This is a genomic window from Kiloniella laminariae, assembly GCF_027214005.1.
GTDB lineage: Bacteria > Pseudomonadota > Alphaproteobacteria > Kiloniellales > Kiloniellaceae > Kiloniella > Kiloniella laminariae_A.
Window position 1 is genome coordinate 32,989 of record NZ_JAPWGY010000004.1, and the last position, 23,653, is coordinate 56,641.

Below are 23,653 nucleotides of genomic sequence, written 5' to 3' on the forward strand. Positions count from 1 at the left end.
TGGATTCCTTGAGGATTTTCCGGAAATGGCCAGAAACTCTGCGGGAGTCTTTGATGCAAATGGAAAATTATGAGGTATCAGTCTCAAGGTTTTCCAGGGCAAAACCATCGTTGGGCTGTTCTTATCAAGCTTTCTCCCCAAAGGACAGGAGGAAATCCTGCAAGGGCAAAAAAGGTTGCTGGCCGATTGCTTCGTAATTGACGAGAAACCTGGGGAGATTGGTCTTTTCAATTGCTCTCGGACGATCACAACCTTGTGTGAAGCGATTGATTGACTTGATTTTTCGCGGTTACCCACAAAACTATATCTTCATGATAACTGCAGATGACACTATGAGTGCAAAGAACAACACACCTCTGGCGAAGGGCTCCCGGTTGAAGCGCCTGCTTCCCTTGCTGATTTTATTGCTTGGTCTGGCTGCCGTTTATGCCATGGGCTGGCATCGTTATCTCAGTTTCGGGATTTTACAGGAAAATCGTGAAAACCTGATTGGATTCGTCCAGGGCCAGAAAGTGATTGCGGCTTTGGCTTTTCTGGCACTCTACGCCCTTGCCGTTGCCTTCTCGATACCTGGGGGATCATTCCTGACGATTGCGGGCGGATTTATGTTTGGAACCTGGCTGGGAGGGCTTTATGCCGTGATGGCCGCAACAGTGGGCTCGACACTTGTATTTCTCGCTGCAAAAACGGCCTTCGGAGGAATTCTGCGGCAGAAAGCCAGCGGATATCTTCAGAAGATGGAATCCGGGTTCAAGGAAAATGAGTTGAGTTATTTGCTGGTTTTGCGTCTGGTGCCGCTGTTCCCTTTCTGGCTGGTCAATCTCGTTCCGGCTTTCGTTGGTATGTCGCTACGCAATTATGTCATAGGGACTTTTTTCGGGATCATTCCGGGAACATTTGTCTATGCCAGTGTCGGTAACGGTCTGGATGCGTTGTTTCGAAGCGGTGAGACGCCGGACCTGGGTATTATCCTGCGCCCGGAAATCCTGCTGCCTATAATGGGATTGGCTTTGTTGTCCCTTGTGCCAGTTCTCTATAAAAAATACTGCAAGGAAAAACAGGCCTAAATATCCGCCTGGTATTCGCAAGTTTCTTCATCGGGGAATAGCATGATTAAAACGGATCTCTGCGTTATCGGTGGCGGTTCAGCAGGACTTTCTGTTGCTGCAGGTGCGGCCCAGATGGGAGCTGATACCGTTCTGGTCGAATCCGGGAAAATGGGCGGAGACTGTCTGAATTATGGCTGTGTTCCTTCAAAAGCACTGCTTGTTGCGGGCAGGGCAGCCAGAGCAGGCAGGGAAGCAAAGGATTTTGGCATTGATTATTCCGACCCCAAAGTCAATTTCCGGACTGTACATGATCATGTGAAGGACGTTATTGCCGGGATAGAGCCCCATGATTCTGTCGAACGCTTTGAAAAGCTTGGTGTGCAGGTTGTGCAAGGCCATGGAAGCTTTCTAAATCCGAAGCAGCTTCTGGTGGGGAGTCAGGTGATAGAAGCTCGGCGTTTTGTTATCGCAACAGGATCCCGAGCGATGACCCCGCCGATAGGAGGATTGAATTCGGTTCCCTTTCTAACAAATGAAAGCGTTTTTGATCTCACGGATTTGCCCCAAAAACTGATTATAGTAGGGGGGGGACCTATCGGATGTGAACTTGGCCAGGCTTTTCGGAATCTGGGCAGCGAAGTTACAATCGTCGAAATGGCAACAATCATGCCCAAGGACGATCCGGATCTTGTTGAGATCGTTCGATCCCGGTTACTCGCTGACGGTGTGAATATCCGGGAAAAAACAAAGGTTATTGCCGCCCGGTGCAGCGACGATAGTGTCGTGCTGGAAGTCGAGCAGGAGGGGCAGAAAAAGGACATCACTGGCAGTCATCTGCTCCTGGCTGCAGGACGCATTCCAAATCTGGATCAACTCAATCTGGAAGCTGCCGGTGTCGCCTATGAGCGTGGCGGTATTGTCGTCAACAGGGGGTTGAAAACCAGCAATCGGAAAATTTATGCGGCGGGTGACGTGACAGGTGGGTATCAGTTCACCCATATGGCGGCCTATGATGCGGGAATTATCGTTCGCAATGCGTTGTTCCGGCTCCCTGCCAAGGTGGAGCATTCCGCTGTTCCCTGGGTGACCTATACTGACCCTGAACTGGCTCAGGTTGGGCTCACCGAAGTCGAGTTGCGGAATAACGGTGATCAACACCGTGTATTGCGCTGGTCCTTTGCGGATAATGACCGGGCCAGGGCAGAACGTCGGACAGAAGGCCTAATCAAAGTGATGACAAACCCCAAGGGTAAAATACTGGGGGCATCAATTGTCGGACTTCACGCTGGCGAGCTTGTTCTGCCCTGGGGACTCGCAATTTCAAAGGGGCTCAAGATCGGAGACATGGCGAGTGTCATTGCACCTTACCCAAGCTTGTCAGAAGTAAGCAAACGCGTGGCCGGAAGCTATTTTACCGAGACCCTGTTCAGTGACCGGGTCAAAATGATCGTTCGTTTTCTGGCAAAATTCGGATGATATGGCCTGATCGGGCTGTGGTATGATTTTCTCATGACCCCAAAACTGCATCTGCCTCCCTTTATTACCAGTCTCTCCGCCAAACTTCTGGTTCTGACGGCAATGTTTGTGCTGCTGGCCGAGATTCTGATTTTCGCTCCTTCAATCGGGCGTTTCAGATTTGTCTCGCTTCAGGAGCAACTCGCCGATGCCCATCTGGCGATCCTGGCCCTTGATGCCACAGATGACATGATGGTGAGTGAGGATCTGGAGAAGGAACTCCTCAGCCATGTGAATGCTCTGGCTGTCGGCCTGACTCGTCCCGGACAGGGCAAGTTGATGCTTATGGACGGGGCCGATGTTGTGGTCGATGCGACCTATGATCTGCGCGAGGAGAGCTTCTTTGGTCTGATCAAGGATGCTTTTGTTACGCTGGGGCAGGATCGTCATCGGGTATTGCGCATTATCGGTCTGTCGCCGAAAGATCCAGAGGTTCTGGTTGAGGTGGTGATGAGTGAAACCAGGCTTCGCATGGAGATGTTCGATTACTCCTGGCGTATTCTCGCCCTTTCTCTCGGTATTGCCCTGATGACTGCTGCGCTTGTTTTTGTCAGCCTGCACCGTTTACTGGTTCAGCCGATGCGGCGGATTACCTATAGTATGATTGTCTTCCGGGAGGCCCCCGAGGATGCAGGGAGGATCATCATTCCTTCGCGCCGGACGGATGAGGTGGGGGTTGCTGAACAGGAACTGGCGTCCATGCAGCAATCGCTTCAGGCGTCACTTGGGCAAAAGAACCGGCTTGCGGCACTGGGCACTGCCGCGGCCAAAATCAATCATGACCTGCGCAATGGTCTTGCAACGGCACGTCTGATTTCTGATCGGCTGAAACGCAGTGACGATCCGGAAGTCCGGGAGGTTGCTCCGGTCTTGCTGGCGGCGATTGATCGGGCGGTACATATCTGTGGGCAGATGTTGAATTTCACCAAAGAAGGAACGCCACGACTCGACATCACAAACTTTGATCTGCACGACCTTGCCAGCGAAGTTGTCGACACGATTGGCGCGGCGGAAAGTGTCTGTCTGCTGGTGCAGAATCATATACCGCCGGGCATGGAGGTTTCGGGAGATTGGGAGCAGCTGTATAGGGTTTTTGAAAACCTTGCCCGAAATGCGGAACAGGCCGGGGCTTCTGTTGTCGAGATTCGAATGCAACAGGAGCCGGACTGTCTGATTGTTACTGTTGCAGACAACGGCCCCGGTATCCCTGCAGAGATCCAGAACAACCTGTTCAAACCTTTCAAGGGATCGACCCGGCAAAACGGGTCGGGTTTGGGGCTGGCTATTACCCGGGACCTGATGCGGGCCCATGGTGGAGACATCTGGCTTGATGTCTCTGAACTGGGGGGAGCCTGTTTCTGTCTTGAATTACCGCTTGGGGACAGTGTAACGGCGCGATCAGATCAGCTGTTCGGTTGATCAGAGTTTGTCTGAAGCTCGATATTCATAAGGAAATAGTGGGTTTTATCTTCTATAAAACGACTGACGACTTGCCAGCCCATAGCAGCGTAAATTTCAGGTGAAGCGCTGTAGAGAAACAGCCGTTGGTCGCCGCGTTCTCTGGCAAAAGTCATACTGGCATCGATCAGGGCCCGTGCAATCCCCTGACGCCGGTATTCTGGCTGGACATAAAGCGCAGCCAGCCAGGGGCGATAATGGGCGTATTCAGGGTGATCACATTCAATCAGCAAGGTTGTGCCAAGAGCTGTATCCCCGGAAAAGGCAACAAAGGCCTGTTCCGGATTTTCCGGGTCCGCAAGTTCCCTGTAGGCATCAAGAATGTCTGTTGCTGCTATACCACGTGCCGCTCCCCAGCTTTCATGGTTCCAGCGGGCGCAGGTCTCTATGAAGCGGGGCTGGTTCCGCAGAAGATCAATTGTTATTTCCATTGAACCAGCCTTTGCGTCATTCCTGAAATTCCGAATTAGAACTGTGCCTTACTCTATCTTGCACCCGGATCTGGCAATCAGATCTTGCGGTCGGTGTTCGTACTTAATCCAGACTATAAAGTTGCAATTTCAGATATTCTGATTCTGGCAGAAACGGATGAACCGGGTGATCTGGTCCGGCACCGCGGGTGTAGAGCAGGCGGGACTGCCGCGTGGCATCAAGCAGGCCTTTGCGCACCTGTTCGGCAAAGTTTTCGATATCCATGTGATGCGAGCAGGAGGCGATCACGAGGTATCCGCCGGGGTTCACCAGCTGGGCGGCCAGGCGGGCAAGCTTGCGATAGCCCTTGGCACCTTGTTGCAGGTCTTTGCGGTTTTTGACAAAGGCTGGTGGATCGACAATGACGAGATCAAAAGTTTTTTGTTCCTGGGCAAACTTTGCCAACTGGCTGAAGACCTCTGCCTTGATAAAATTGCAGCGATCAAGGACGCCGTTTTCCGTTGCCGCCATCGTTGCGAGGTCCAGCGCAGACTGGCTGCGATCGACTGTCGTAACGGATTTTGCACCAGCAAGCGCGGCCTGAACTGTAAAACCTCCCGCAAAGGAGTAACAATCGAGCACATCGGCATCGCGGGCGAATTGGGCAGCAAGAACCCGGTTGTCCCGCTGGTCAAAGAACCATCCGGTTTTCTGTCCGTCCTGCAGTTCGGCAAAGAAGGTTGCATTGTGTTCGATGACTTTGATCGGCCCAGAGAGCTGACCTTTGACCACCTTGTCATAACACTCCAGCCCCTCCTGCAAGCGAGAGGGGGTGTCGTTGCGCAGCAGGACGTTTGTCGGGGCAAGAACCCGGTCCAGCGCGCCGAGTAAAGCGGGGAGAAGATTTTCAATGCCTGCGGTGTTGACCTGGAGAACCAGCGTGTCACCGTAGCGGTCAATAATAGTGCCGGGAATGCCGTCTGCTTCCGCATGAATCAGGCGGTAGTAAGGGCGATCAAACAGCTTTTCACGCAATGACAGGGCCTGAGACAGAATCGCGGCAAAAAAATCTTCGTCGATGATCGCTTTGGCATTGTTCGACAGCAGCCGGGCAGAAATCAGCGGCAGGCGATTGTAGATGGCAGTGCCAAGGGATTGACCGTCGTGGGCCTCAATGCGGACCACTGTCCCGGCGGGGAGTTCTTTTGTGCCGGGGGTGACCTCAATCTCGTTGGAAAATACCCAGGGGTAGCCGTTGAGCAAACGCCGTTGTGATTTGGGCTTCAGGCGGATTGTCGGGCGGAGTTTTAGATCGGTGGCAGAACTCATCACAGTACCTTTAACTGCTGTCTGTATGGATGTGGCGCAGTCTAGTCATATCAGGGCCTGCTGCAAGCCTCACCTTGTTTCGTACAGCTTTAAAAGTTTCAGCGTATGATGATCCTGTCTTTGTTGCAGTGCAAAATCGGCTTTGCTAGGCTCACCCCAGACCTTGGGAAAGATCCGTGTAGATCCAGGATTGTCTATCAAGGGTGCGTTGTTTATAAGACCAGCCGCCTAACCGGGTCTCCGTACTGGGTCGCATGATCGGGCTTAATGGTGGGATAGTGGAATCGAAGTCCAGAGGGACAGGAAATGCAGATCGTCAAGACCAGAAAAGAATTGAAGCGGCTTCTTGTCAGCTGGAAAACAGCGGGTGAGGAGCTTGGCGTGGTTATGACCATGGGGGCTCTGCATGCGGGGCACCTGGGGCTGGTTGAAGCTGCTGGAAAGGATAATGACAAGGTTGTTGCGACGATCTTTGTAAATCCAAGGCAGTTCGATAACAAAAATGATCTGGCCAGTTATCCTGTTGATACCGAAGAAGATTTGAAAAAACTGAAAGTGGCCGGTGTCGATGCCGTCTATCTGCCTCAGGCCGGAGAAATGTACCCAGATGGGTATAGTACAACGGTTTCTGTTGCCTCGATGCAGGATTGTCTTTGTGGTGCGGCACGTCCAGGGCATATGGACGGTGTAACGACTGTCGTGACGAAGCTTCTGATCCAGATTTCACCAGACCGGGCCTATTTTGGTCAGAAGGATTTCCAGCAGTATCTTCTGATCCAGCGGGTTGTCCGCGATCTTGATCTTCCTGTGGATATTATCGGCGTGCCGACTTATCGCGAAGAAGACCGTCTGGCCATGTCTTCACGCAATCGTCGACTGGATGCAGCCCAACGAAAAATTGCGCCGACGCTATATCAGGTCCAAAGCACGATTCGTGACCTGGTTCTACAGGGAGAGACTATCGATCATGTATTGGAATGGGGGGAGAAAGTTATTCTCGACGCCGGATTCGACAGGATTGATTATCTTGAACTGCGTTCAGAGGACAATCTTGCTCTGATAACCGAAACGGCGAGCCGCGAGGCTGTACTGACCAGCCGGATTTTTGTGGCAGCCTGGCTCGGCACTACGCGGCTGATTGATAATCTCTCAATCAGCCGGTAAGGCAGAACGAATAGTCCCAGAGGGCTGGATTAGCCCCGGCTGCGAATGAGTGGCGGAACTGTTTGCAAGCCGAGATCCCATGGGAAATAGATCCAGGTATCCTGACTGACTTCTGTGATGAAGCTGTCAACAATCGGGCGGCCTTCCGGCTTGGCGTAGATTGTCGCAAAGTGTGCATGAGGCATCAGTTCGCGTACTGCCCGGGCAGTTTTGCCTGTGTCGACAAGATCATCAATGATCAGCCAACCTTGGCTATCCTTTGGTGGCGCTTTCAGGACCTGAAGCTCTCCCCGCTTGTTGTCTTCGGTATAGCTTACGATACAGACGGTATCGATAAGGCGGATATCAAGTTCACGGGCAATGATCGCTGCAGGTACCAGGCCTCCACGGGTGATGGCGAGGACGCCCTTGAAAGGCCCCTTTTCCATCAGGCGCCATGCGAGGGCCTTGGCGTCGCGGTGCAGCTGCTCCCAGGATACAGGAAATGTTTTTGGCTCTTCAGACACAGTTCACGACTCCGGTTTTGGATGATGCGGGAATAAAGCAGAACTGACGGGAATTCTCAACCTCTAGAACTCAAAGCCGCCGAGAAAAGGAAATTCCTTATGTCAGTTCGATATGGCGGGATCAGTGTAGCAGGGGCCCGGCAATAGATGAAACTGAACTTATCGCCAGGATGCCAAAGGCGATAGATCTCAGGCGTTCAGTTGAAAAAGCATGGCCGATCTTGACCCCGAGATGTGATCCCAAAGCGATCAAGGGAGAGAAGGCCAGTCCATAAAACATGGGCGTCAGGATTTCATCTCCCAGGACGAGGTATAGAACAAGAGCATTGATCGGTACTGTTGTCAGGAAGCTGGCAAAGAGAAAGCTTCTGATCTGTTTGTTGGTCCATTCATGCGCCATAACCCAGAGAACAATTGGAGGCCCGCCAACGGCGATCATGCCGGCGATAAAGCCGCTGGCGGAAAAGGCGAGCCAGGTCCAGAAGCTATGGAGGTTCTTCTGGGGGGCTGGGCGGATGATGATCTGGGTCAGAACGATCAAGAAAATCAGGACACCAACGAGTTGCTCAATCTGGGATTTTTCGATTGTTGAGGTGAGGTATCCCAGTGCAAAAATTCCCAGGGGAAGGGTTATATAGCGAATCGCCGTTCCCTTTATCAGGGGAGGATACTGGATATGTTCACGCAGTTTGATAACGCCAACCAGTAACTGGGCAAGACCGGATGTGAGAAGCAGCGGTACACTGGTTGTCAGCTCCAGCCCGAGTAGCGTCAGAAAGGTTAGGGCAAAAAGGCCAAAAGCAAAGCCGACAGCACCTTGAATCAGGCTGGCAATAAAGAGAATCAGGGCAATGGCAGGGAGTAGCTCTGGCGGCACAGTGTCAATCCGGTCAAGTCAAACAGGCGCTATACATCACTCGCGGTTTCCTGGTGGTCAAGCCTAGATTGGGTGAGGCAGATCTGTGTATACTGCAGACCTTCACCGGCCCGGGAACTCATGTGGTTCCCGAAAATCAAAGAATATTCTGTTGTACCTGACTTGCTTCCCCTGTGGGGTGCTCAGGTTGTACTTTCAATCAGGAGAGGCTCATGCTCAACGCACCTCAGTCTTACCGGGGGATGGTTACCTCGCCGCATCATCTCGCTTCGCAAACGGGGCTCGCGGTACTTCGCGACGGCGGGAACGCGATTGAAGCCGCGGTTGCGGTGGCAGCCACTATCGCTGTGATCTACCCCCACATGACAGGGATTGGCGGGGATGCTTTCTGGCTGATACATGAGCCAGGCCAGACGCCTTTTGCGCTGGAGGCCTGTGGTCGGGCCGGTCGCAAGGCGGAGCCGGATTTCTTTCGCGCACGAGGTCACCAGACAATGCCGCAGGTCGGTCCCTTTTCGGCCAACACTGTTGCGGGAACAATTGGTGGGTGGCAGGCGGCGCTGGCTGTTTCAGAGCAGTGGGGGGGGAAGCAGTCTCTGGGGCGCTTGCTAGAAGAAGCCATCTACTATGCTGAGGAGGGATTTGCCCTGACATCGGGGCATGTCGCAGCTCTGCACAAACGAAAGCCGTTACTGGCCGATCAACCAGGGTTTGCTGCGGGATACCTTAAGGCTGGTGGTGCGATTCCCGAAGTTGGTGCCCGCCAGAAGCAACCGGCTCTGGCTGGGACACTGCGGCGCCTGAGAGATGCCGGGCTGGATGATTATTACAGGGGAGAGATTGCAAAAAGGATTTGCGGGGACCTTGCCCAACTGGATTCTCCTGTCGAGCTGGATGATTACAAAAGTTATCAGGCGCGCCGTGTCTCCCCGCTTAGCACTCAGCTTTCCTGTGGTACGATCTATAACCTTCCTCCACCGACACAGGGGCTGACATCTTTGATGATTCTTTCTCTGTTTGATCGGATGGGCGTTAATGACGCCGAGGGATTTGAATATCTGCATGGCATGGTCGAAGCCACCAAGCAGGCGCATCTTGTTCGGGACCGTGAACTGGCTGATCCGGCGCAGATGGCACGCAAGGCCGAGAGCTATCTCAGTGAGAGTGCCTTGCAGAAAAACTTGTCTGCGATTGACCGGGAAAAGGCACTGCCCTGGCCCGTTGATGCCCAGTCAGGCGATACAATCTGGCTTGGGGTTATTGATAACCAGGGCCGGGCTGTCAGCATGATCCAGAGTACCTACAAGGCATTTGGGTCAGGTGTGGTCTTGCCAGAGACCGGGATCATCCAGCAGAACAGAGGCAGCAGTTTTGTTCTGGAGGAAGACAGTCCCCGCTGTATTGCGCCGGGGCGTTTGCCGTTTCATACCTTGAATCCTGCCATGGCCGTCCTCAACGATGGCAGAGTCATGACCTATGGCTGTATGGGCGGGGATGGGCAGCCCCAGACACAGGCCGCCATCTTCAGCCGCTATGCTCTTTTCGGGCAGGGACTGCAGGCTGCGGTAACGGCACCACGATGGTTTGTCGGTCGGAGTGAAAAGGCGGATTTTGCTGAATTGAGACTGGAGGGACGTTTCTCGACAGAGGTGCTTGAACAGATGCGTAATGCCGGACATCAACTGGATATACTGGAAGCGTTTTCTTCCGAAATGGGGCATGCCGGAGCAATTGTCCTTCATCCTGACGGGCGAATGGAAGGGGCAACGGATCCCCGTAGCGATGGGGCCGTCGCGGGGTATTGAGATTCTATTGTGGGTTTCTTGAAACAAAAAAAGCGGTTCAGAAAATCTGGACCGCTTTTTTTGTTTGTTCTCGTAATTATCTTACGTAAACGTGCACTTCCGGAACCTGAGCACCAGGGTTGCTGGTGGAGGATAGAGTGACATGTGACGCTGGCAATCCGAGTTTGGTCAAGGAACGCAATACGTCTTCGCCGTATTTACGTGACTTGCTTGTTGCCAAAGCGATCTCGGCGGAGTTTCCGCGAGCCGGAGCAACAGTGACCAGATCGAACGCCGCATTAGAGCGACGTTCCAGAGTCTGGCTTACAGCAGTAAAGAGTGCCTGTTCGTAATTTACGTTTGGCTGATCAAAGCGAATGATTGCCAACGGTGGCTGTCGGCCGACAAGTCCGGCTGTTCCACTTGGAGGAGGTGGCACGGGAACGCCGAAAGTACGGCTGCTCAGGCTGCTGCCGATGAACTCTCCGTTATCAACGGCAACCTGCAGGGCAGTCAGATTTGAACGCTCGGCAGAGAAGTAGTTCTGTGTCCGGGCGACATCTTCTGTAAGTTCGTTCATCAGGCGGTCGAGAATAACCACAGTCTGATTGGCTTCGTCTTCGAGAACGGCCAGCTGAAGGTGATCTTCATCGAGTGCGCCGCGCAACTCATAGGTCGCGCGTGCCGAATCCAGAACAAAGGCGGCCAGTGCAGAAGTCGATCCGGCTTCGTTCGCCAGACTGTTCAGGCTGGTGATGCTGGTGCCAACGTGTTCAAGTTCCTGCTGTGCCTGGTTCCAGCTGTTCACCATCTGGGGGTTGCCCGGTGTGGTGCCAATCTGGAGGCGGGTGTTCATCGCCGCGATAATGGAATGATATGTTCCAGCACTGCTCCGGGCGTTATTCCGCTGTGTCTGCAGGGTTGTGTTGTGATGGATCAGACGGGCCTGCAGGCGAGAAAGGTCGCTGCGCAACTCTTCCACTTTTTTGCCGACATGTGTTCCGGTTGGCTGACCCGGTGTAACGCCGGGGGCTTCAAAAACCGTCGAGCCAAGCAGCGGCAAGCCGGAAACCCCAGGGCTAACCGTATCAGGAACAACAGGAGCACCTGCCGTCACGCCGTCTTCAGGAGTACCTTCGCCCACGACCGATGGCCACAGGGCTTCTTCGGTGAAGGAGCATCCGCTTAAAAATACAACCGTAGCCAGAACGGATACGGTATTACGCAAAACAGAGGATTTCATGGATCCCATTGAAAAGTCCGCACTGTTGATCGTGGTCAGTCTCAATACCCCGGGAATAGCCGAAAATAAGACAAAAAGGTAGAAAAGAAGACCAACCCCCCAAAATACTAAGGGCAGATACTACTTGAAGGGAGTCGGAGGGACAAGGGTTTTCCCATCTTTTCCACTCTAAGGAATAGCGGGGGGAAGAAGGAGTAAAAAAAAATCGATTCAGGATGATTTAGTGCTTGCGTCCCCCCGTAAGCCGGAGTAAGTTCCGCCTCGTTTTCAGGGGATTGAAACCTTGAAGACAACTTGATGCACCCGTAGCTCAATTGGATAGAGCACTTGACTACGAATCAAGAGGTTTCAGGTTCGAGTCCTGACGGGTGCACCACTCTCAAAAAGCCTGGCCTAAAGCCGGGCTTTTTGCATTTCTGACTTCCAGCTTTTTTTTGGATTTTTTCCCTGTTTTTCCTCCAGCAGTGCGCCCGCCGAAGCGGTTAGCGGGGATTCGCTGATTCTGGATGTGTTCGGGGTTCGAATTTCCTCTGATCCCAGATGATCCCAGATTTTATACTGAGCTGGGCATTTCCAAGAACTGCTTTTATTGGGTCAATTCCAGATCAATCGGGGCGCTTGAGCAGGAGGCCGACAAAAAACACCCCGCCAAAGGCTGCGGTGATAATGCCAATGGGCAGTTCTTGCGGGGACAGCAGCATGCGGGCGAGAACATCGACCCAGACAAGAAAGATGGCACCGATTCCTGCACAGAGAGGCAGGACACGGCGGTTGTCTGAGCCAAAGATCTGGCGAACGATATGGGGAATCATCAAGCCGACAAAACCGATTGCACCACTCAAGGCCACGATGATCCCGGTTATCACGGCACAGCAGGTAAAAAGATAAAGCCGATGCCGTTTCACATCTATTCCCAAAGTGAGGGCTGATTCTTCCCCGGTCATAAGGGCATTGAGTACGCGGGCCTGCAGCAGGAGATAGGAAAAACCGCCGATGAAAAGCAGGGCGGGAATCCAGAGTTGGCTCCAGCGCGCCATCCCGAGACCACCCAGCATCCAGAACACGACAGAATGCGCCGCGCGTTGGTCGCCCTGGAAAATCATAAAGTTGGTCAGGGACATAAGGATAAAGGAAACGGATATGCCGGCAAGAATCAGTCGATCAGACGTAAGTTGGCTGTCGCGGCTGCTGAGCAGAGCGACAAGCAAGAGAGAGCAGAGGGCACCGATAAAAGCAGCTATGGGCAAGCTATAGAGACCAGCAAAAGACCCGAGATGGACAATAACAGTGACTGCGCCGAGCGCAGCGCCGGAAGAAACCCCAAACAGGTAAGGGTCGGCAAGGGGATTGCGGGTGGTTGCCTGTAATACAGCGCCGACGGTTGCCAGACCGGCTCCGACGATTACACCCAGCAGAACTCGGGGAAACCTTATGTCCCAGATAATATTGGCCTGACCTTTGCTCCAGTTTGTTTCCAGCAGATCAGGGAAGATCTGCTGGAAAGCAATCTGCCAGACTTTTTCAAGAGGCACGGAAACCGGTCCGACAGCCACAGCCACAGTCATGCTCAGCAAGAGAAAGATGCTCAGGGGGACAAGAATGATCCCGAGTGATTGGTGTCGCAGTTTTTTATCAGGTCTGTCGGACATGGGTAGCTCGATTGTTTAGTTGATCAGTTCCGGATGGAGGGCTTTGGCTAATTTTCTGATAGCAGGAATGTTGTTCGGCCCCGGGGTGATTTCTGTATAATTCAAGACAAGAAATCTGTCGTTTGTGATGGCTTTAACATCTTTCAAGGGGGGGAAGCTTTTCAGGAAATCCCGGCTTTTTTCCCAGGAGTTATCTGCATAACCGACCAGAATAATGAACTCGGGGTTTCGTTCGACGATACTTTCCCAGCCAACGCTGCCCCAGCTTGTATCGACATCATCCATAATATTCTTCCCGCCAGCAGCTTCGATCAGGGCTGTGGGCATGCCGAACTTTCCGGCGGTAAAGGGCTTTTCTTCACCACTGTCGAACAAAAATACTGTCACAGGTGCAACTGAGGAGAGATTCCGGGTGATGCTGTCCACATCTGTTTTGTATTGCTTGACGAGAGCCTGGGCTTTTTCTTCAACACCAAAGATTTTCCCGATGCTCAGTGTATCCTGATAGAGAACATCAAGGCTGGCTCTGGGGCGGCTCTTGTCGATGTGGATGCAGGATTCCGTCAGTTCATAAACCGGGATGTCATATTCTGCCAGAGTTTCAGGGGTGATGTCTCCACCGGGGTTCATGCCATAGTACCAACCCGCAAAAAAGAAATCAGGGTCGACCCCGAGCAGCGTTTCCAGATTCGGATTTTTGGGTGCGAGTTCGGGAAGATCACCGCGTTGCTTGTCAAATTCTGCTGTGGATTTGTACCAGCCACTGATGCCGGTTACACCGACCATCTTTTCCTGAAGACCGAGGCTGAACATGATTTCGCTGATATTCATGTCGTGGCTCACAGCCCGTGATGGTGCCTGATCAAAGGTGATCTGTCGGCCACAGCTTTCGACAGTTACCGGAAAACCCGAGGCATAGGCGAGAGAGACGCAACCGAAAGTGGCTGCAGCAATCGTGGCGAGACTAATGTACTTCATAAGCTGTTCTTTCCGTGTGGTTGAAGCGCGGATGATTGAAAGTGATGCGTGGGTGGCCTCTGGCCGGGTGCTGGTCTACAAGGCTGTCTATGCCGTAGAGGGCCTGTATCAGCTTGTTGGTCAGAAGTGTTTCAGGTGTCCCCTGGGCGATGAGGTGTCCCTTTTGCATGGCGTAGATTTTTTCGCAGAATGTCGCGGCCAGATTCAGGTCATGCAGCACCAGCAATACGGTGATTCCCAAAGACTTTACCAGCTCTAGAATCTCGTATTGCTGAAGGATATCCAGATGATTTGTTGGCTCATCCATCAACAGGATTCTGGGGGCCTGAGAAAGAGAACGGGCAATCAGGGCTCGTTGTTTTTCTCCGCCGGAGAGGGTGGAGAAAGCTCTGTCTTCCAGGTGAATTATTCCAGTGCGTTCAAGACTTTCCCGGGCCAGAGCGAGATCTTCTTTTCTGTTGCCCCCAAAAGCCGGTTTGTGAGGGATGCGCCCGAGCAATACTGTCTCCAGAACTGTCAGGCCAAGGTCACTGGTCTGGCTTTGGAGGACAACCGCGAGGTTTCTGGCGAGGTTTCGGCGTGTGAAGCTGTGACTTTCCTGCCCGTTGAGCAAAATACGTCCGTGACCGGGTGAAACCGCGCCATATATACAGCGCAGCAAACTGGATTTGCCACAGCCGTTGGGGCCGATAATGCCGGTGACCTGGCCAGCTTTTGCCGTCAGGTTCATGTTTTTTAGAATCTGCTTCTTGTTCTGGAAGAGGTCGAGATTTTCTATGCGGAGTTCCATCGGATCGATTCTGTCATAATAACGAAGATACGTTATGATATAACATATCTTTTTCTGATCAGGCAAAAACAACCATCTTGCGAAGGCAAAACGGGCTTACGAGTAAAAGATGGAGAAAGCTAAATCAGTTGTATTGTGGCCATGTTCGTCACCTTTCGGGCGCCCCGCCCTGATTGTTGGTTGCATATGACATGGCAGGTCTCCTGGCTTGCAGCTTATTCATCACATGCCGCCTTCCCGGAAAACCAGTGGCAAAAGGCATGGACTAACTGCTTACAGTTGCGGGGGCAGCCACAGTTAGAATCCCCTAATGGGTAAACTCCTCTGTGTTCCCTTTTAATCTCCATCGTGTTTCACGACGCGAGAACCATCCCACAACATAATATGTTCCGGATTGATTACGCAAGACTGTCGTCAGTAAGAATTTTGGAGAGATACAGGTGCGACAAAAAGCGATAAGTTGCTTTTGTTCATTTGTGTTTCGCCCCTGCTGGTCTATACCAGGCTACCCAAGACGGGAAATAGCTCGTAAGTTGTGTGTTGTTCTTTTGTACTGCGGAAAGTGTAAATAAGAGTGTCTGGTTACGATCTCTCTGCCCTGAATGTTATGGTGATTGACGATAACGTACATATGTTGCGGATCGTTAAGACCATTTTTCATGCGATGGCTATTACGCGGGTCCGCTATTTGAGTAACGCTAAAGATGCCTATGCAGAACTGCGCAGGGCACAGCCTGATATTATTATCACCGACTGGGAAATGAAGCCGGTTAACGGTCTGGAATTTACCCGCCAGCTGCGGAGTAAAGGGGGCTATTATAGCCGGGTGCCAATCATCCTTCTGACCGGGCACACCGAATATGAACGGGTGATGGAGGCCATACAATCCGGTGTGAGTGATGTGTTGGCCAAGCCCGTTTCTATTGAAATTCTGTATCGTCGACTTTGTCGTATTGTTGATATTTCTGCAGTGTCTGCGTCAGATGACGACAATGATGATGAATATGTGGATATCGGCTGAGTGAGGTGCCTGATGGGTGCACTTATGAGCAATCTGTTGACCCGATCCTGATATTGCCGGACATTGATTGTCACATTTTCTTGCAGATTATTTCCTGGGAATACTGATCAGGCAGAGTGGTGGGATGGCGCTAAATAAAAAGTTCTGGCAGGGTAAAAATGTTCTGGTTACAGGCGGAGCCGGGTTTATCGGATCTGAAATTGTCAGGCAGTTGCAGGCCGTTCCGGATATCCGGATTACTATTCTGGACAAGATGACCTATGCCGCAGACCTGCAGCGGATTAGCGGCTTTGGGCAAATAGAGTTGCCACCACGTATCTCTGTCGAACAGGTAGCGCTTGAGGATGCCGTGGCCGTTCAGAAGGTTCTGGAGCGCGCCAACCCTGACTATATTTTACACTCTGCTGCAGAAAGCCATGTAGACCGGTCTATTGAGGGGCCGTCGAGCTTTCTGGAAAGCAATGTTGTCGGTACGTTTAACCTGCTTCAAGCCGCGCTGCAATTCTGGGAGGGTAAGGGAAAAGACCCCTCTTTCAGGCTTTTACACATTTCAACGGATGAAGTTTACGGCTCTCTTGGTGAAGAAGGAGTGTTTTCAGAGCAAAGCCCTTATGATCCTCGATCTCCCTATGCGGCAACCAAAGCTGCATCTGATCACCTGGTGCGGGCCTGGCATCACACCTATGAAATGCCTGTTTTGTTGACGAACTGCGGTAACAACTATGGCTACTGGCAGTTTCCCGAGAAACTCATTCCCCTGATGATCTTAAAGTCCCTGAAGGGAGAGGCATTGCCTCTTTACGGCTCGGGTAAACAGATTCGTGAATGGATTCACGTCTCAGATCATGTACGTGGCCTGCTGGCTGTGCTGGAGAAGGGCCAGATTGGCGATACCTATCTGATTGGTAGCGGGGATGAACTGGAAAACCGGAGCGTTGTTGAGAAGATCTGCGAACTTATGGATCGATTCTGTCCGGAACAGGGGCCGCATGACCGTTTGATAACACATGTCGTTGACCGTCCAGGGCATGATAAACGCTATGCCTTGGACGCAAAAAAGATCAGACGCGAAACTTCCTGGAGACCGAAAGTGTCTTTTGAGGATGGGTTACTCGCCACTGTGAAATGGTATCTGGAGCAACAAAAGTGGTGGCAAGGCCTGGAAAAGAGAGGATATGCTGGAGCCCGCCTTGGAGTGAGGGGCTCCGCGTTTAAGGATGGACGGGAGTTGCCCGGTTCCTGATAACACTTTTCATAACAAGTGTTTTGGGTGTTTCAGATGATAGCGTTAAGCAACCCCAACTTCTGTTTTTTCCTGTTCGGATAAAACACGACAAAGTGTGCTGATCGCATCTTGATGCTTCTCGTTTTTGATCCGGGTGAAGTTACGAGCAAGATCCAGACACATACGTTGTCTTTCATTCATAATTTCACCTGACGTATCAAGTTCTTCATAGAAGAAATTTATTTCAACTCCCAGAACCTGTGCAATTTCAAAGAGACGACCCGCTGATACGCGATTAATCCCTCTTTCGTATTTGTGAGCCTGCTGATAGGTGACGCCGATAAGATCGGCCAGCTGTTGCTGTGTCAGACCTAACATGGTTCTGCGTTCTCGTATCCGTTGTCCTACATGGCGTTCGATATGATGTGTCTTCGAAGAATCTCTGTTCACATTTTTCACCAATCACACTAACCCTTCCTGGGTAATGAATTTCAGCTGTAAGTTTCATTCTTTTTTTGTGTGAAATAAAGGGTTTTGTCCGCTATTTCAATAGAAGTTTAAAAAAAATTACCCGAATATTTTCGTTGTTTTGAAATAAAAGCCATTAATTTTTTGTTTACCAATATTAACGAACCTTTTTTTCTTCATCATTCATCGCGTTACAAGACAAAGTCTTTGGATCAATTTCGCCTTTTCGGTTATTTTACATTATTGATTTATTTACTGTTTGCGACTTGTGCTGTTCTGAGTTTGAATTTATATAAGTAATCGTTTTTATATCGTTTCGGTTGTGGAGAGCTGCTAGCTGGCTTTGTCGCCAATAGAGGGTAGTTCAGCCATTTAATTTGACAAGATTCAGGTTTCGTTAAGGGATTGAGGCCTATTCTTGGCATTGAAATCTAAGGTGGAAATGCTTTGTCATTTCTGGTTTTTCGCTTCAGGTAGGAGTAAGAAAGACCGTGCAACGGTCCCCTCACAAAGATAACGCTCTAGCTCAACTCGACCAGATGGCTGCTGCATTGGACGCTTCTGGTGATGTCATGTACGAATGGGACTTGGCAACTGATAGTTTAGTTTGGCTTGGTCGTTCTTCATCGCTTTTTGGTCTGGATGACAAGGTTGTTCCGGTCTCGGGAGAGGCATATCACAACCGGATTAATCCTGAAGATCTGCCTTCGCGTATGCGCAACCTCACGGACCACTTCGCCGGAGAGGCCTATTACGATTGCGAATATAGGGTGCGCGATGGCAGCGGCAATTTCCAGTGGGTGCATGATCGTGGCGCAGTCGAAGTTTCGACAACAGGGGCTCCAACCCGCCTGACCGGGGTTTTGCGTCCGGTTACCATCCGCAAGCAGGCCGAGGCCCGGCTTGAATATCTGGCGAGTTATGACGAGCTCTCGGGCCATTTTAACAAGTTGCGACTGCGTGAGTCGCTGGATTTCTCGCTGGAACAATCTATCCGCTACAAATACGAAGGCGCCTTCCTTGCTGTCGGGGTTGATCATCTGGGAATGATTAATACCGCTTACGGGTTCGAAGCCGGAGACAGCATCCTTGTCGAGCTTGGTGAGCGACTGGACAAATGTATTCGCGGCGCTGATATCGTTGGTCGACTTGGCGGTGATCGTTTTGGTGTGATCATGAGTGTGGCATCCAACGATGAAGCCGATGCAATTGCAGATCGTATTTTGCAGACGGTACGGGAAACGCCGTTTGAGGTGAACGGGCAGCGGATATATGTCACGGTTTCCATCGGACAGGTTTTCTTTCCGGAGCAGACAAAAACCAGTTTCGATGCTTTTGCCAAGGCAGAAAGCGCTTTGCTGGGGGCGAAATCCAACGGTCGGGACTGTGTGAAGCCTTATAAGTTAACCATTGAACAGTGCGAAAATTACCGCACAAGTATGGTCATTGGCGAAGAGGTGAAGTTGGCCCTGAAAGAGGATCGGCTCGCCTTGGCATACCAGCCGATTGTTGCTGCTGATACACATGAAATGGTTTTGGTCGAGGCCTTGTTGCGAATGTATGACCGCAACGGGGATATTGTTCCTGCAGGGGTGTTTATCCCTGTCGTCGAGCAACTTGGGATGATGCGGGTAATTGATCGACGGGTTCTTGAGCTGGCCCTTCAGGATCTGGCCGCTAATCCTGATATTACCATGGCCTTGAATATCTCTGGTTTAACGGCATCAGATCGTGGCTGGTTGCGCGCCCTTTCTTCCAAAGTAAAAGCCAGACCCGATCTGGCTGAACGGCTGATCGTGGAAATCACAGAGACGGCAGCTCTGCACGATCTGGAGGAATCCGCGCGGTTTGTTTCATCTGTACGTCAGTTGGGTTGTAAGGTCGCAATTGACGACTTTGGGGCTGGCTACACAACTTTCCGTCACCTCAAAACACTGACAGTTGATATTATCAAGATTGATGGCTCGTTTATTTCGGGCATCCTCGAGAATGAGGAAAACCAGATTTTTGTACGCAACCTGTTGAGCCTGGCCAAAGCGCTCAATCATACGACCATTGCAGAGTTTGTCGAAACGGCTGAAGAAGCCGAGTTCCTCGCCCGGGAAGGGGTAGACCTCTTGCAGGGATATCACTTCGGGAAACCGGAAATCTCACCGGAGTGGCTCGGGAGCAAAAACAAGCAGGCTGCAGATAAACGGGTAGCGGCTCAAGGTAAGGCAGCAATTCCGGCCTGATCCGGGTACGGTTAATAATTTTATCTGATGATATTCAGGCGCAATTTATTTGGGTTCATTCAAGCTGGGACCTTTCTGAAAACCTGTTTCCGATCAGAGATGCCGCTGGAGAAAAGCAGAAAGACCTTCGTCACAAAGGTTTGCGAGAAGGCCTTCTGAATTTCATGCTTAAATTTCAAAGTATTATTTGTTCTGATTTTTACTCAGGGCATCAAGCTGCCTTTGCAATTGCTCCATCTGGGTTTTCAGATCATTCAGACCGTTCCCCTCGGTCTTCTTTGTCGCATCAGAAGCCGGATCAGTTTTTGTCGCTGCAGCGGATGCAATTGGCGAGAACATGCGCATGGCATTTTCAAATAGTGCCATGTTCTGTTTATTCATGTCGTCGAGATTGCCAAAAGGAAAGATACCACCGAAGGTTTCCTGCATTGATTGGCGCATCTTGTCCTGATTTTCAGAAAACCCGTCCATCATGTGTTCAAGATAACGGGGCACCACCCACTGCATGGAATCGCCGTACAGGCTGATCAACTGACGAAGGAAGGTAATGGGGAGTAAATTTTGTCCCTTGGCTTCTTCTTCAACAATTATCTGTGTGAGAACCGAACGGGTAATGTCGTTCCCAGATTTGGCATCGTACACGATAAAATCTACATCTTCTTTCACCATCTGACACAGATGATCAAGGGTGACATAGCTGCTGGTTGCGGTGTTGTAGAGCCTTCTGTTCGCATATTTTTTTATAACGATCGGGTCGTCGGTTTTTTCAGTTTTTGAGGTCGCCAAGTTCCTCACCTCCAATGCTTTTTCTTCCACCTGCCGAATAGTTCAGCAGGTGCGACGGTGATTGTGCACTGCTACCAAATATTGCTGCGCTGCGATGGGGTCTGTCAATGAAGAGCGTGTAAAAGCTTCAAAAAAATTGTGTTTTGTTTGCTATTCTTCTTCATTGCCCCTGCGAAAATCATCCTAACTGTGCCACACTGCGACTGCTAAGGAAACATTTGAGAGTGCCGGGCGTCAGATGCAGGGGCAAAGCAACAGGGATATGCGGTGACTGAGAAACAAGATGTTGATGATGTGGCAGAACAGTTTCTTGATTGGTGGATAGGCAGCCTTTCTGCCCAAAGTGAAGGGTATCTGGAGACACTGTCTGGTAACAGCCCCGAATTCATGGAACTGTACAGGCAGTGGCGTGAATTTTATCATGCCGTAATCAAGAATGATCCGACGGATAATCCAGTCGGTTTTGCTTTTCAATATCCTGATATCCTGAGTTCCGGTTTTTTCAAAAAAGGTGCAGATAAAAATGAAGCAGAGGAAAGAGCGCCAGAATATGCCGGTACCTCTGCCTCTGCATGTAATGTCGGCGCTGATGAGTTTGCAGAGCTCAAGGGTCGGCTTGATGATCTCGCAAAACAAATCGCCAGCCTTGAACATTCCCCAGATGCCAAAGGATCTGGAAAAGGAAATTAAGAGGTATTTGTCAGGGACAGATGCTGCTGCTTTCTCTGCGGCTTTGGAGCGGGCAATCCTTGCCCGCTATCAGGATTTTCTGCAGGGTGTAAAGTTATATCAGGCTTCAGGCTATCAACGGTCTCTTGAACCCAAGCCTGCCGTCTGGTCGAAAGGTGCCGCGCGATTGCTTGATTATGGGACGACAGAAAGCGCCTGTCCGCTTCTGGTGATCCCTTCTTTGGTAAACCGGTACTATATTTTGGACCTCAAAGAAGATAACAGTTTTCTGCGCTGGCTGGCACGACAGGGATTTCGCCCCTTTGTAATGGATTGGGGGGAACCGGGATCTGCCGAAAAGGATTTTGGCCTGGATGATTATGTCGGAAGCTATCTGAGCGATGCCCTGGAAGCCGTGATCAAAATCACGGGCGCTTTTCCTGGAGTTATCGGTTATTGCATGGGGGGAACACTGGCTGTCGCTCTTTCTCAACTGCATCAGGACAAAATATCCACTGCCGTTTTTATGGCCAGTCCCTGGGATTTTCATGAGGGACAGGCCGAGGGGGGAGCCGCGAGAATGCGGGCGGAAGCACTGGTTGGACTGCTTCCCCTGGTTAAAGTGCAAAAACGGCTGCCCAGTGAAATTCTGCAAAGCTTGTTTGCTTCTCTGGACCAGACTCTTTCTCTTCGGAAATTCAGCGCCTTTAACCGGATGGATATGTCCAGCGGGGCAGCGGCAAACTTTGTCGCACTTGAGGACTGGCTGAATGATGGTGTTCCTTTAACAGAAAAAGTTGCCGAGGAATGTTTACGGGACTGGTATGGGCAAAATGTAACGGGGAGGGGTAACTGGACAATCCAGGGGCAAGAAATCCGGCCTGGGGAACTGGAAGTTCCTGCACTTTCGATTGTGTCTTTGAAAGACAGGATTGTTCCAGCAGCATCATCGATGGCTTTGGCGCAATGCCTTCCCCATTCAGAAATTCTTCAAACCTCTTTGGGGCATATCGGAATGACAGTTAGCGGCGCTGCACAATCAAAAATCTGGAAACCCATTTCTGATTGGCTTTGTTCTAAACTGAAAAATCAGTAATAATATTGCAATATTACGTCAATTTAGTAATTATTATGTCAAAAATCTTTAATATTGGCTTGATTTTCGTTCAGCAAGCTAGTTATGGTTCATAAAGTTATTTTGCGATGCAGCATAATGCCCTGGTGTGCAGGAGAGGCAAGAGTATCTTTTTTGTTACAAGATCTCCCAGTTCGCCGAGTGTTATAATGTAAAATGTTTGTCTTATCTGAAAGGTAGCTGTGATGTCTGGAGTAGTTATTGCCGGGGCTGTCCGAACCCCAATCGGTTCTTTTGGGGGCGCCCTCTCATCTGTTTCGGCTACCGAGTTGGGAACCTTGGTGATCAAGGAAGCTCTGGAACGAGCAGGCGTGTCGCCTGCGGATGTTGACGAGGTTATCCTGGGCCAAATTCTCTCCGCAGGAGAAGGTCAGAATCCGGCACGCCAAGCGGCTCTTGCCGCAGGGATACCAGCCGAAAAGACAGCTTATCTGATTAACCAGATCTGTGGCTCTGGTTTGCGCACTGTTGCATTGGGATATCAGTCCATTGCTTTGGGCGATGCTGATATTGTCGTTGCTGGCGGCCAGGAAAACATGAGCCTGGCGCCGCATGTTGCACATTTGCGGAACGGTACAAAAATGGGCGATGTCAGCTTCGTTGATACCATGATCAAAGATGGTCTCTGGTGTGCTATGAACGGCTATCACATGGGCACAACGGCGGAAAATATTGCGCGCAAGTTTGATGTCTCACGCGAAGACCAGGATGCTTTTGCCCTGGCTTCACAGCAGAAAGCTGTTGCGGCGATGGAAGCAGGCCGTTTCAAGGACGAAATTGTACCGGTTACGGTGAAGTCTCGCCGCGGGGACACGGTTGTCGATACTGACGAGTACCCGAAACGCGATGCAACGGCTGAAGGGCTTGCCAAGTTGCGCCCGGCTTTTGACCGGGAAGGTTCGGTAACCGCAGGTAATGCTTCTGGGATCAATGATGGTGCTGCAGCTGTTGTGCTGATGTCAGAAGAGGCAGCGCGCACCCGTGGCGTGAAGCCGCTGGCGCGGATTGTCTCCTGGGCTACGGCAGGGGTGGATCCGGCTATTATGGGAACTGGCCCTATTCCGGCCAGTCGGAAAGCCCTAGAAAAGGCGGGATGGGATATCAAGGATCTTGATCTTGTAGAGGCGAACGAAGCTTTTGCGGCTCAGGCGCTGGCGGTAAACCGGGAGCTGGGCTGGAACAGTGATATCGTGAATGTAAATGGCGGCGCAATTGCCCTGGGCCATCCGATTGGTGCATCGGGAGCACGTGTGCTGGTTACTCTTTTACATGAGATGGTAAAGCGTGACGCGAAGAAGGGCTTGGCCACACTCTGTATTGGTGGTGGACAGGGAATAGCGCTTTGTGTCGAGCGAGGCTGAA

The 23,653-nt window shown here is 51.3% G+C and carries 21 protein-coding genes, 1 tRNA gene and 1 riboswitch; of the genes, 12 read left to right on the top strand and 10 right to left on the bottom strand.

What is annotated here, in order from left to right; genetic code table 11:
• Positions 1 to 332 precede the first annotated feature (332 nt).
• Genes O4H49_RS12490 through O4H49_RS12500 form a run of 3 tightly spaced genes read left to right on the top strand, consistent with a single transcriptional unit; the run spans position 333 to position 3,983 of the window.
• Positions 333 to 1,067, top strand: coding sequence for a TVP38/TMEM64 family protein (locus tag O4H49_RS12490; protein WP_269423770.1), 735 nt, complete (start codon positions 333 to 335; stop codon positions 1,065 to 1,067).
• Positions 1,068 to 1,109: 42 nt separating this feature from the next.
• The gene (locus O4H49_RS12495; RefSeq protein WP_269423771.1) at positions 1,110 to 2,525 is read left to right on the top strand and encodes a dihydrolipoyl dehydrogenase family protein; all 1,416 of its coding nucleotides are present in this window, start codon (positions 1,110 to 1,112) and stop codon (positions 2,523 to 2,525) included.
• Positions 2,526 to 2,558: 33 nt separating this feature from the next.
• Entirely contained in the window at positions 2,559 to 3,983 is a 1,425-nt protein-coding gene (locus tag O4H49_RS12500; protein WP_269423772.1) for a sensor histidine kinase, read from the top strand.
• On the opposite strand, the gene O4H49_RS12505 is transcribed toward O4H49_RS12500, so the two are convergent.
• The gene (locus O4H49_RS12505) at positions 3,968 to 4,453 is read right to left on the bottom strand and encodes a GNAT family N-acetyltransferase (protein ID WP_269423773.1); all 486 of its coding nucleotides are present in this window, start codon (positions 4,451 to 4,453) and stop codon (positions 3,968 to 3,970) included. The two genes, O4H49_RS12500 and O4H49_RS12505, sit on opposite strands and share 16 nt — an antisense overlap.
• Before the next feature lie 103 nt (positions 4,454 to 4,556).
• Positions 4,557 to 5,762: a class I SAM-dependent rRNA methyltransferase gene (locus O4H49_RS12510; protein WP_269423774.1), complete on the bottom strand. Its 1,206-nt coding sequence runs from the start codon at positions 5,760 to 5,762 to the stop codon at positions 4,557 to 4,559.
• A 306-nt stretch (positions 5,763 to 6,068) separates the two neighbouring features.
• On the opposite strand from O4H49_RS12510, the gene panC reads away from it, so the two are divergent.
• Positions 6,069 to 6,926 carry a pantoate--beta-alanine ligase gene (gene panC, locus O4H49_RS12515; protein WP_269423775.1) on the top strand — a complete coding sequence of 286 codons (858 nt, stop codon included), beginning with the start codon at positions 6,069 to 6,071 and terminating at the stop codon, positions 6,924 to 6,926.
• Between the two features lie 29 nt (positions 6,927 to 6,955).
• Here the strand turns inward: panC and gpt are convergent, their stop codons facing one another.
• Positions 6,956 to 7,432, bottom strand: a complete 477-nt coding sequence (gene gpt / locus O4H49_RS12520) for a xanthine phosphoribosyltransferase (protein WP_269423776.1) — start codon at positions 7,430 to 7,432, stop codon at positions 6,956 to 6,958.
• 121 nt (positions 7,433 to 7,553) lie between these two features.
• Entirely contained in the window at positions 7,554 to 8,309 is a 756-nt protein-coding gene (locus tag O4H49_RS12525) for a TSUP family transporter (protein WP_269423777.1), read from the bottom strand.
• A gap of 212 nt (positions 8,310 to 8,521) precedes the next feature.
• On the opposite strand from O4H49_RS12525, the gene O4H49_RS12530 reads away from it, so the two are divergent.
• A complete protein-coding gene (locus tag O4H49_RS12530) occupies positions 8,522 to 10,114 on the top strand; it encodes a gamma-glutamyltransferase family protein (protein WP_269423778.1) in 1,593 nt (530 codons plus the stop codon).
• A gap of 76 nt (positions 10,115 to 10,190) precedes the next feature.
• Here the strand turns inward: O4H49_RS12530 and O4H49_RS12535 are convergent, their stop codons facing one another.
• Positions 10,191 to 11,345: a hypothetical protein gene (locus tag O4H49_RS12535; RefSeq protein ID WP_269423779.1), complete on the bottom strand. Its 1,155-nt coding sequence runs from the start codon at positions 11,343 to 11,345 to the stop codon at positions 10,191 to 10,193.
• A gap of 290 nt (positions 11,346 to 11,635) precedes the next feature.
• Here O4H49_RS12535 and O4H49_RS12540 point away from each other — a divergent pair.
• Positions 11,636 to 11,712, top strand: a tRNA-Arg gene (locus tag O4H49_RS12540).
• Between the two features lie 229 nt (positions 11,713 to 11,941).
• On the opposite strand, the gene O4H49_RS12545 is transcribed toward O4H49_RS12540, so the two are convergent.
• The 3 genes from O4H49_RS12545 to O4H49_RS12555 are packed head-to-tail and all read right to left on the bottom strand — an operon-like array spanning position 11,942 to position 14,753.
• A complete protein-coding gene (locus tag O4H49_RS12545; RefSeq protein ID WP_269423780.1) occupies positions 11,942 to 12,985 on the bottom strand; it encodes a FecCD family ABC transporter permease in 1,044 nt (347 codons plus the stop codon).
• Positions 12,986 to 13,000: 15 nt separating this feature from the next.
• On the bottom strand, positions 13,001 to 13,963 hold the full coding sequence (locus O4H49_RS12550) for an ABC transporter substrate-binding protein (protein WP_269423781.1): 963 nt from the start codon (positions 13,961 to 13,963) through the stop codon (positions 13,001 to 13,003).
• Positions 13,950 to 14,753, bottom strand: coding sequence for an ABC transporter ATP-binding protein (locus O4H49_RS12555; protein WP_269423782.1), 804 nt, complete (start codon positions 14,751 to 14,753; stop codon positions 13,950 to 13,952). The genes O4H49_RS12550 and O4H49_RS12555 overlap by 14 nt, the downstream gene beginning before the upstream one ends.
• Positions 14,754 to 14,928: 175 nt before the next feature.
• Positions 14,929 to 15,140, bottom strand: a riboswitch (cobalamin riboswitch).
• 187 nt (positions 15,141 to 15,327) lie between these two features.
• Here O4H49_RS12555 and O4H49_RS12560 point away from each other — a divergent pair.
• Together O4H49_RS12560 and rfbB are read left to right on the top strand one after the other, a co-directional pair.
• Positions 15,328 to 15,774 (top strand): response regulator, encoded by a 447-nt coding sequence (locus O4H49_RS12560; RefSeq protein WP_269423783.1) that lies wholly within the window; start codon positions 15,328 to 15,330, stop codon positions 15,772 to 15,774.
• 124 nt (positions 15,775 to 15,898) lie between these two features.
• Positions 15,899 to 17,017, top strand: coding sequence for a dTDP-glucose 4,6-dehydratase (rfbB, locus tag O4H49_RS12565; protein ID WP_269423784.1), 1,119 nt, complete (start codon positions 15,899 to 15,901; stop codon positions 17,015 to 17,017).
• Between the two features lie 45 nt (positions 17,018 to 17,062).
• Here the strand turns inward: rfbB and O4H49_RS12570 are convergent, their stop codons facing one another.
• On the bottom strand, positions 17,063 to 17,461 hold the full coding sequence (locus tag O4H49_RS12570) for a helix-turn-helix domain-containing protein (protein WP_269423785.1): 399 nt from the start codon (positions 17,459 to 17,461) through the stop codon (positions 17,063 to 17,065).
• A 497-nt stretch (positions 17,462 to 17,958) separates the two neighbouring features.
• Here O4H49_RS12570 and O4H49_RS12575 point away from each other — a divergent pair, with 497 nt between their 5' ends.
• Positions 17,959 to 19,701 (top strand): putative bifunctional diguanylate cyclase/phosphodiesterase, encoded by a 1,743-nt coding sequence (locus O4H49_RS12575; RefSeq protein ID WP_269423786.1) that lies wholly within the window; start codon positions 17,959 to 17,961, stop codon positions 19,699 to 19,701.
• A gap of 183 nt (positions 19,702 to 19,884) precedes the next feature.
• Here the strand turns inward: O4H49_RS12575 and phaR are convergent, their stop codons facing one another.
• Positions 19,885 to 20,487 (bottom strand): polyhydroxyalkanoate synthesis repressor PhaR, encoded by a 603-nt coding sequence (gene phaR / locus O4H49_RS12580; RefSeq protein WP_269423787.1) that lies wholly within the window; start codon positions 20,485 to 20,487, stop codon positions 19,885 to 19,887.
• 267 nt (positions 20,488 to 20,754) lie between these two features.
• On the opposite strand from phaR, the gene O4H49_RS12585 reads away from it, so the two are divergent.
• From O4H49_RS12585 to O4H49_RS12595, 3 genes are all read left to right on the top strand, one after another.
• Positions 20,755 to 21,177, top strand: coding sequence for a hypothetical protein (locus O4H49_RS12585; RefSeq protein ID WP_269423788.1), 423 nt, complete (start codon positions 20,755 to 20,757; stop codon positions 21,175 to 21,177).
• A gap of 7 nt (positions 21,178 to 21,184) precedes the next feature.
• The gene (locus O4H49_RS12590; protein ID WP_269423789.1) at positions 21,185 to 22,252 is read left to right on the top strand and encodes an alpha/beta fold hydrolase; all 1,068 of its coding nucleotides are present in this window, start codon (positions 21,185 to 21,187) and stop codon (positions 22,250 to 22,252) included.
• Positions 22,253 to 22,476: 224 nt separating this feature from the next.
• On the top strand, positions 22,477 to 23,652 hold the full coding sequence (locus O4H49_RS12595) for an acetyl-CoA C-acetyltransferase (protein ID WP_269423790.1): 1,176 nt from the start codon (positions 22,477 to 22,479) through the stop codon (positions 23,650 to 23,652).
• The last annotated feature ends 1 nt before the right edge of the window (position 23,653 follow it).

Coding starts and splice junctions, on each gene's coding strand:
- O4H49_RS12490 (WP_269423770.1), top strand. CDS start 333: ATGAGTGCAAAGAACAACACACCTCTGGCGAAGGGCTCCCGGTTGAAG.
- O4H49_RS12495 (WP_269423771.1), top strand. CDS start 1,110: ATGATTAAAACGGATCTCTGCGTTATCGGTGGCGGTTCAGCAGGACTT.
- O4H49_RS12500 (WP_269423772.1), top strand. CDS start 2,559: ATGACCCCAAAACTGCATCTGCCTCCCTTTATTACCAGTCTCTCCGCC.
- O4H49_RS12505 (WP_269423773.1), bottom strand. CDS start 4,453: ATGGAAATAACAATTGATCTTCTGCGGAACCAGCCCCGCTTCATAGAG.
- O4H49_RS12510 (WP_269423774.1), bottom strand. CDS start 5,762: ATGAGTTCTGCCACCGATCTAAAACTCCGCCCGACAATCCGCCTGAAG.
- panC (WP_269423775.1), top strand. CDS start 6,069: ATGCAGATCGTCAAGACCAGAAAAGAATTGAAGCGGCTTCTTGTCAGC.
- O4H49_RS12530 (WP_269423778.1), top strand. CDS start 8,522: ATGCTCAACGCACCTCAGTCTTACCGGGGGATGGTTACCTCGCCGCAT.
- O4H49_RS12535 (WP_269423779.1), bottom strand. CDS start 11,345: ATGGGATCCATGAAATCCTCTGTTTTGCGTAATACCGTATCCGTTCTG.
- O4H49_RS12545 (WP_269423780.1), bottom strand. CDS start 12,985: ATGTCCGACAGACCTGATAAAAAACTGCGACACCAATCACTCGGGATC.
- O4H49_RS12550 (WP_269423781.1), bottom strand. CDS start 13,963: ATGAAGTACATTAGTCTCGCCACGATTGCTGCAGCCACTTTCGGTTGC.
- O4H49_RS12555 (WP_269423782.1), bottom strand. CDS start 14,753: ATGGAACTCCGCATAGAAAATCTCGACCTCTTCCAGAACAAGAAGCAG.
- rfbB (WP_269423784.1), top strand. CDS start 15,899: ATGGCGCTAAATAAAAAGTTCTGGCAGGGTAAAAATGTTCTGGTTACA.
- O4H49_RS12595 (WP_269423790.1), top strand. CDS start 22,477: ATGTCTGGAGTAGTTATTGCCGGGGCTGTCCGAACCCCAATCGGTTCT.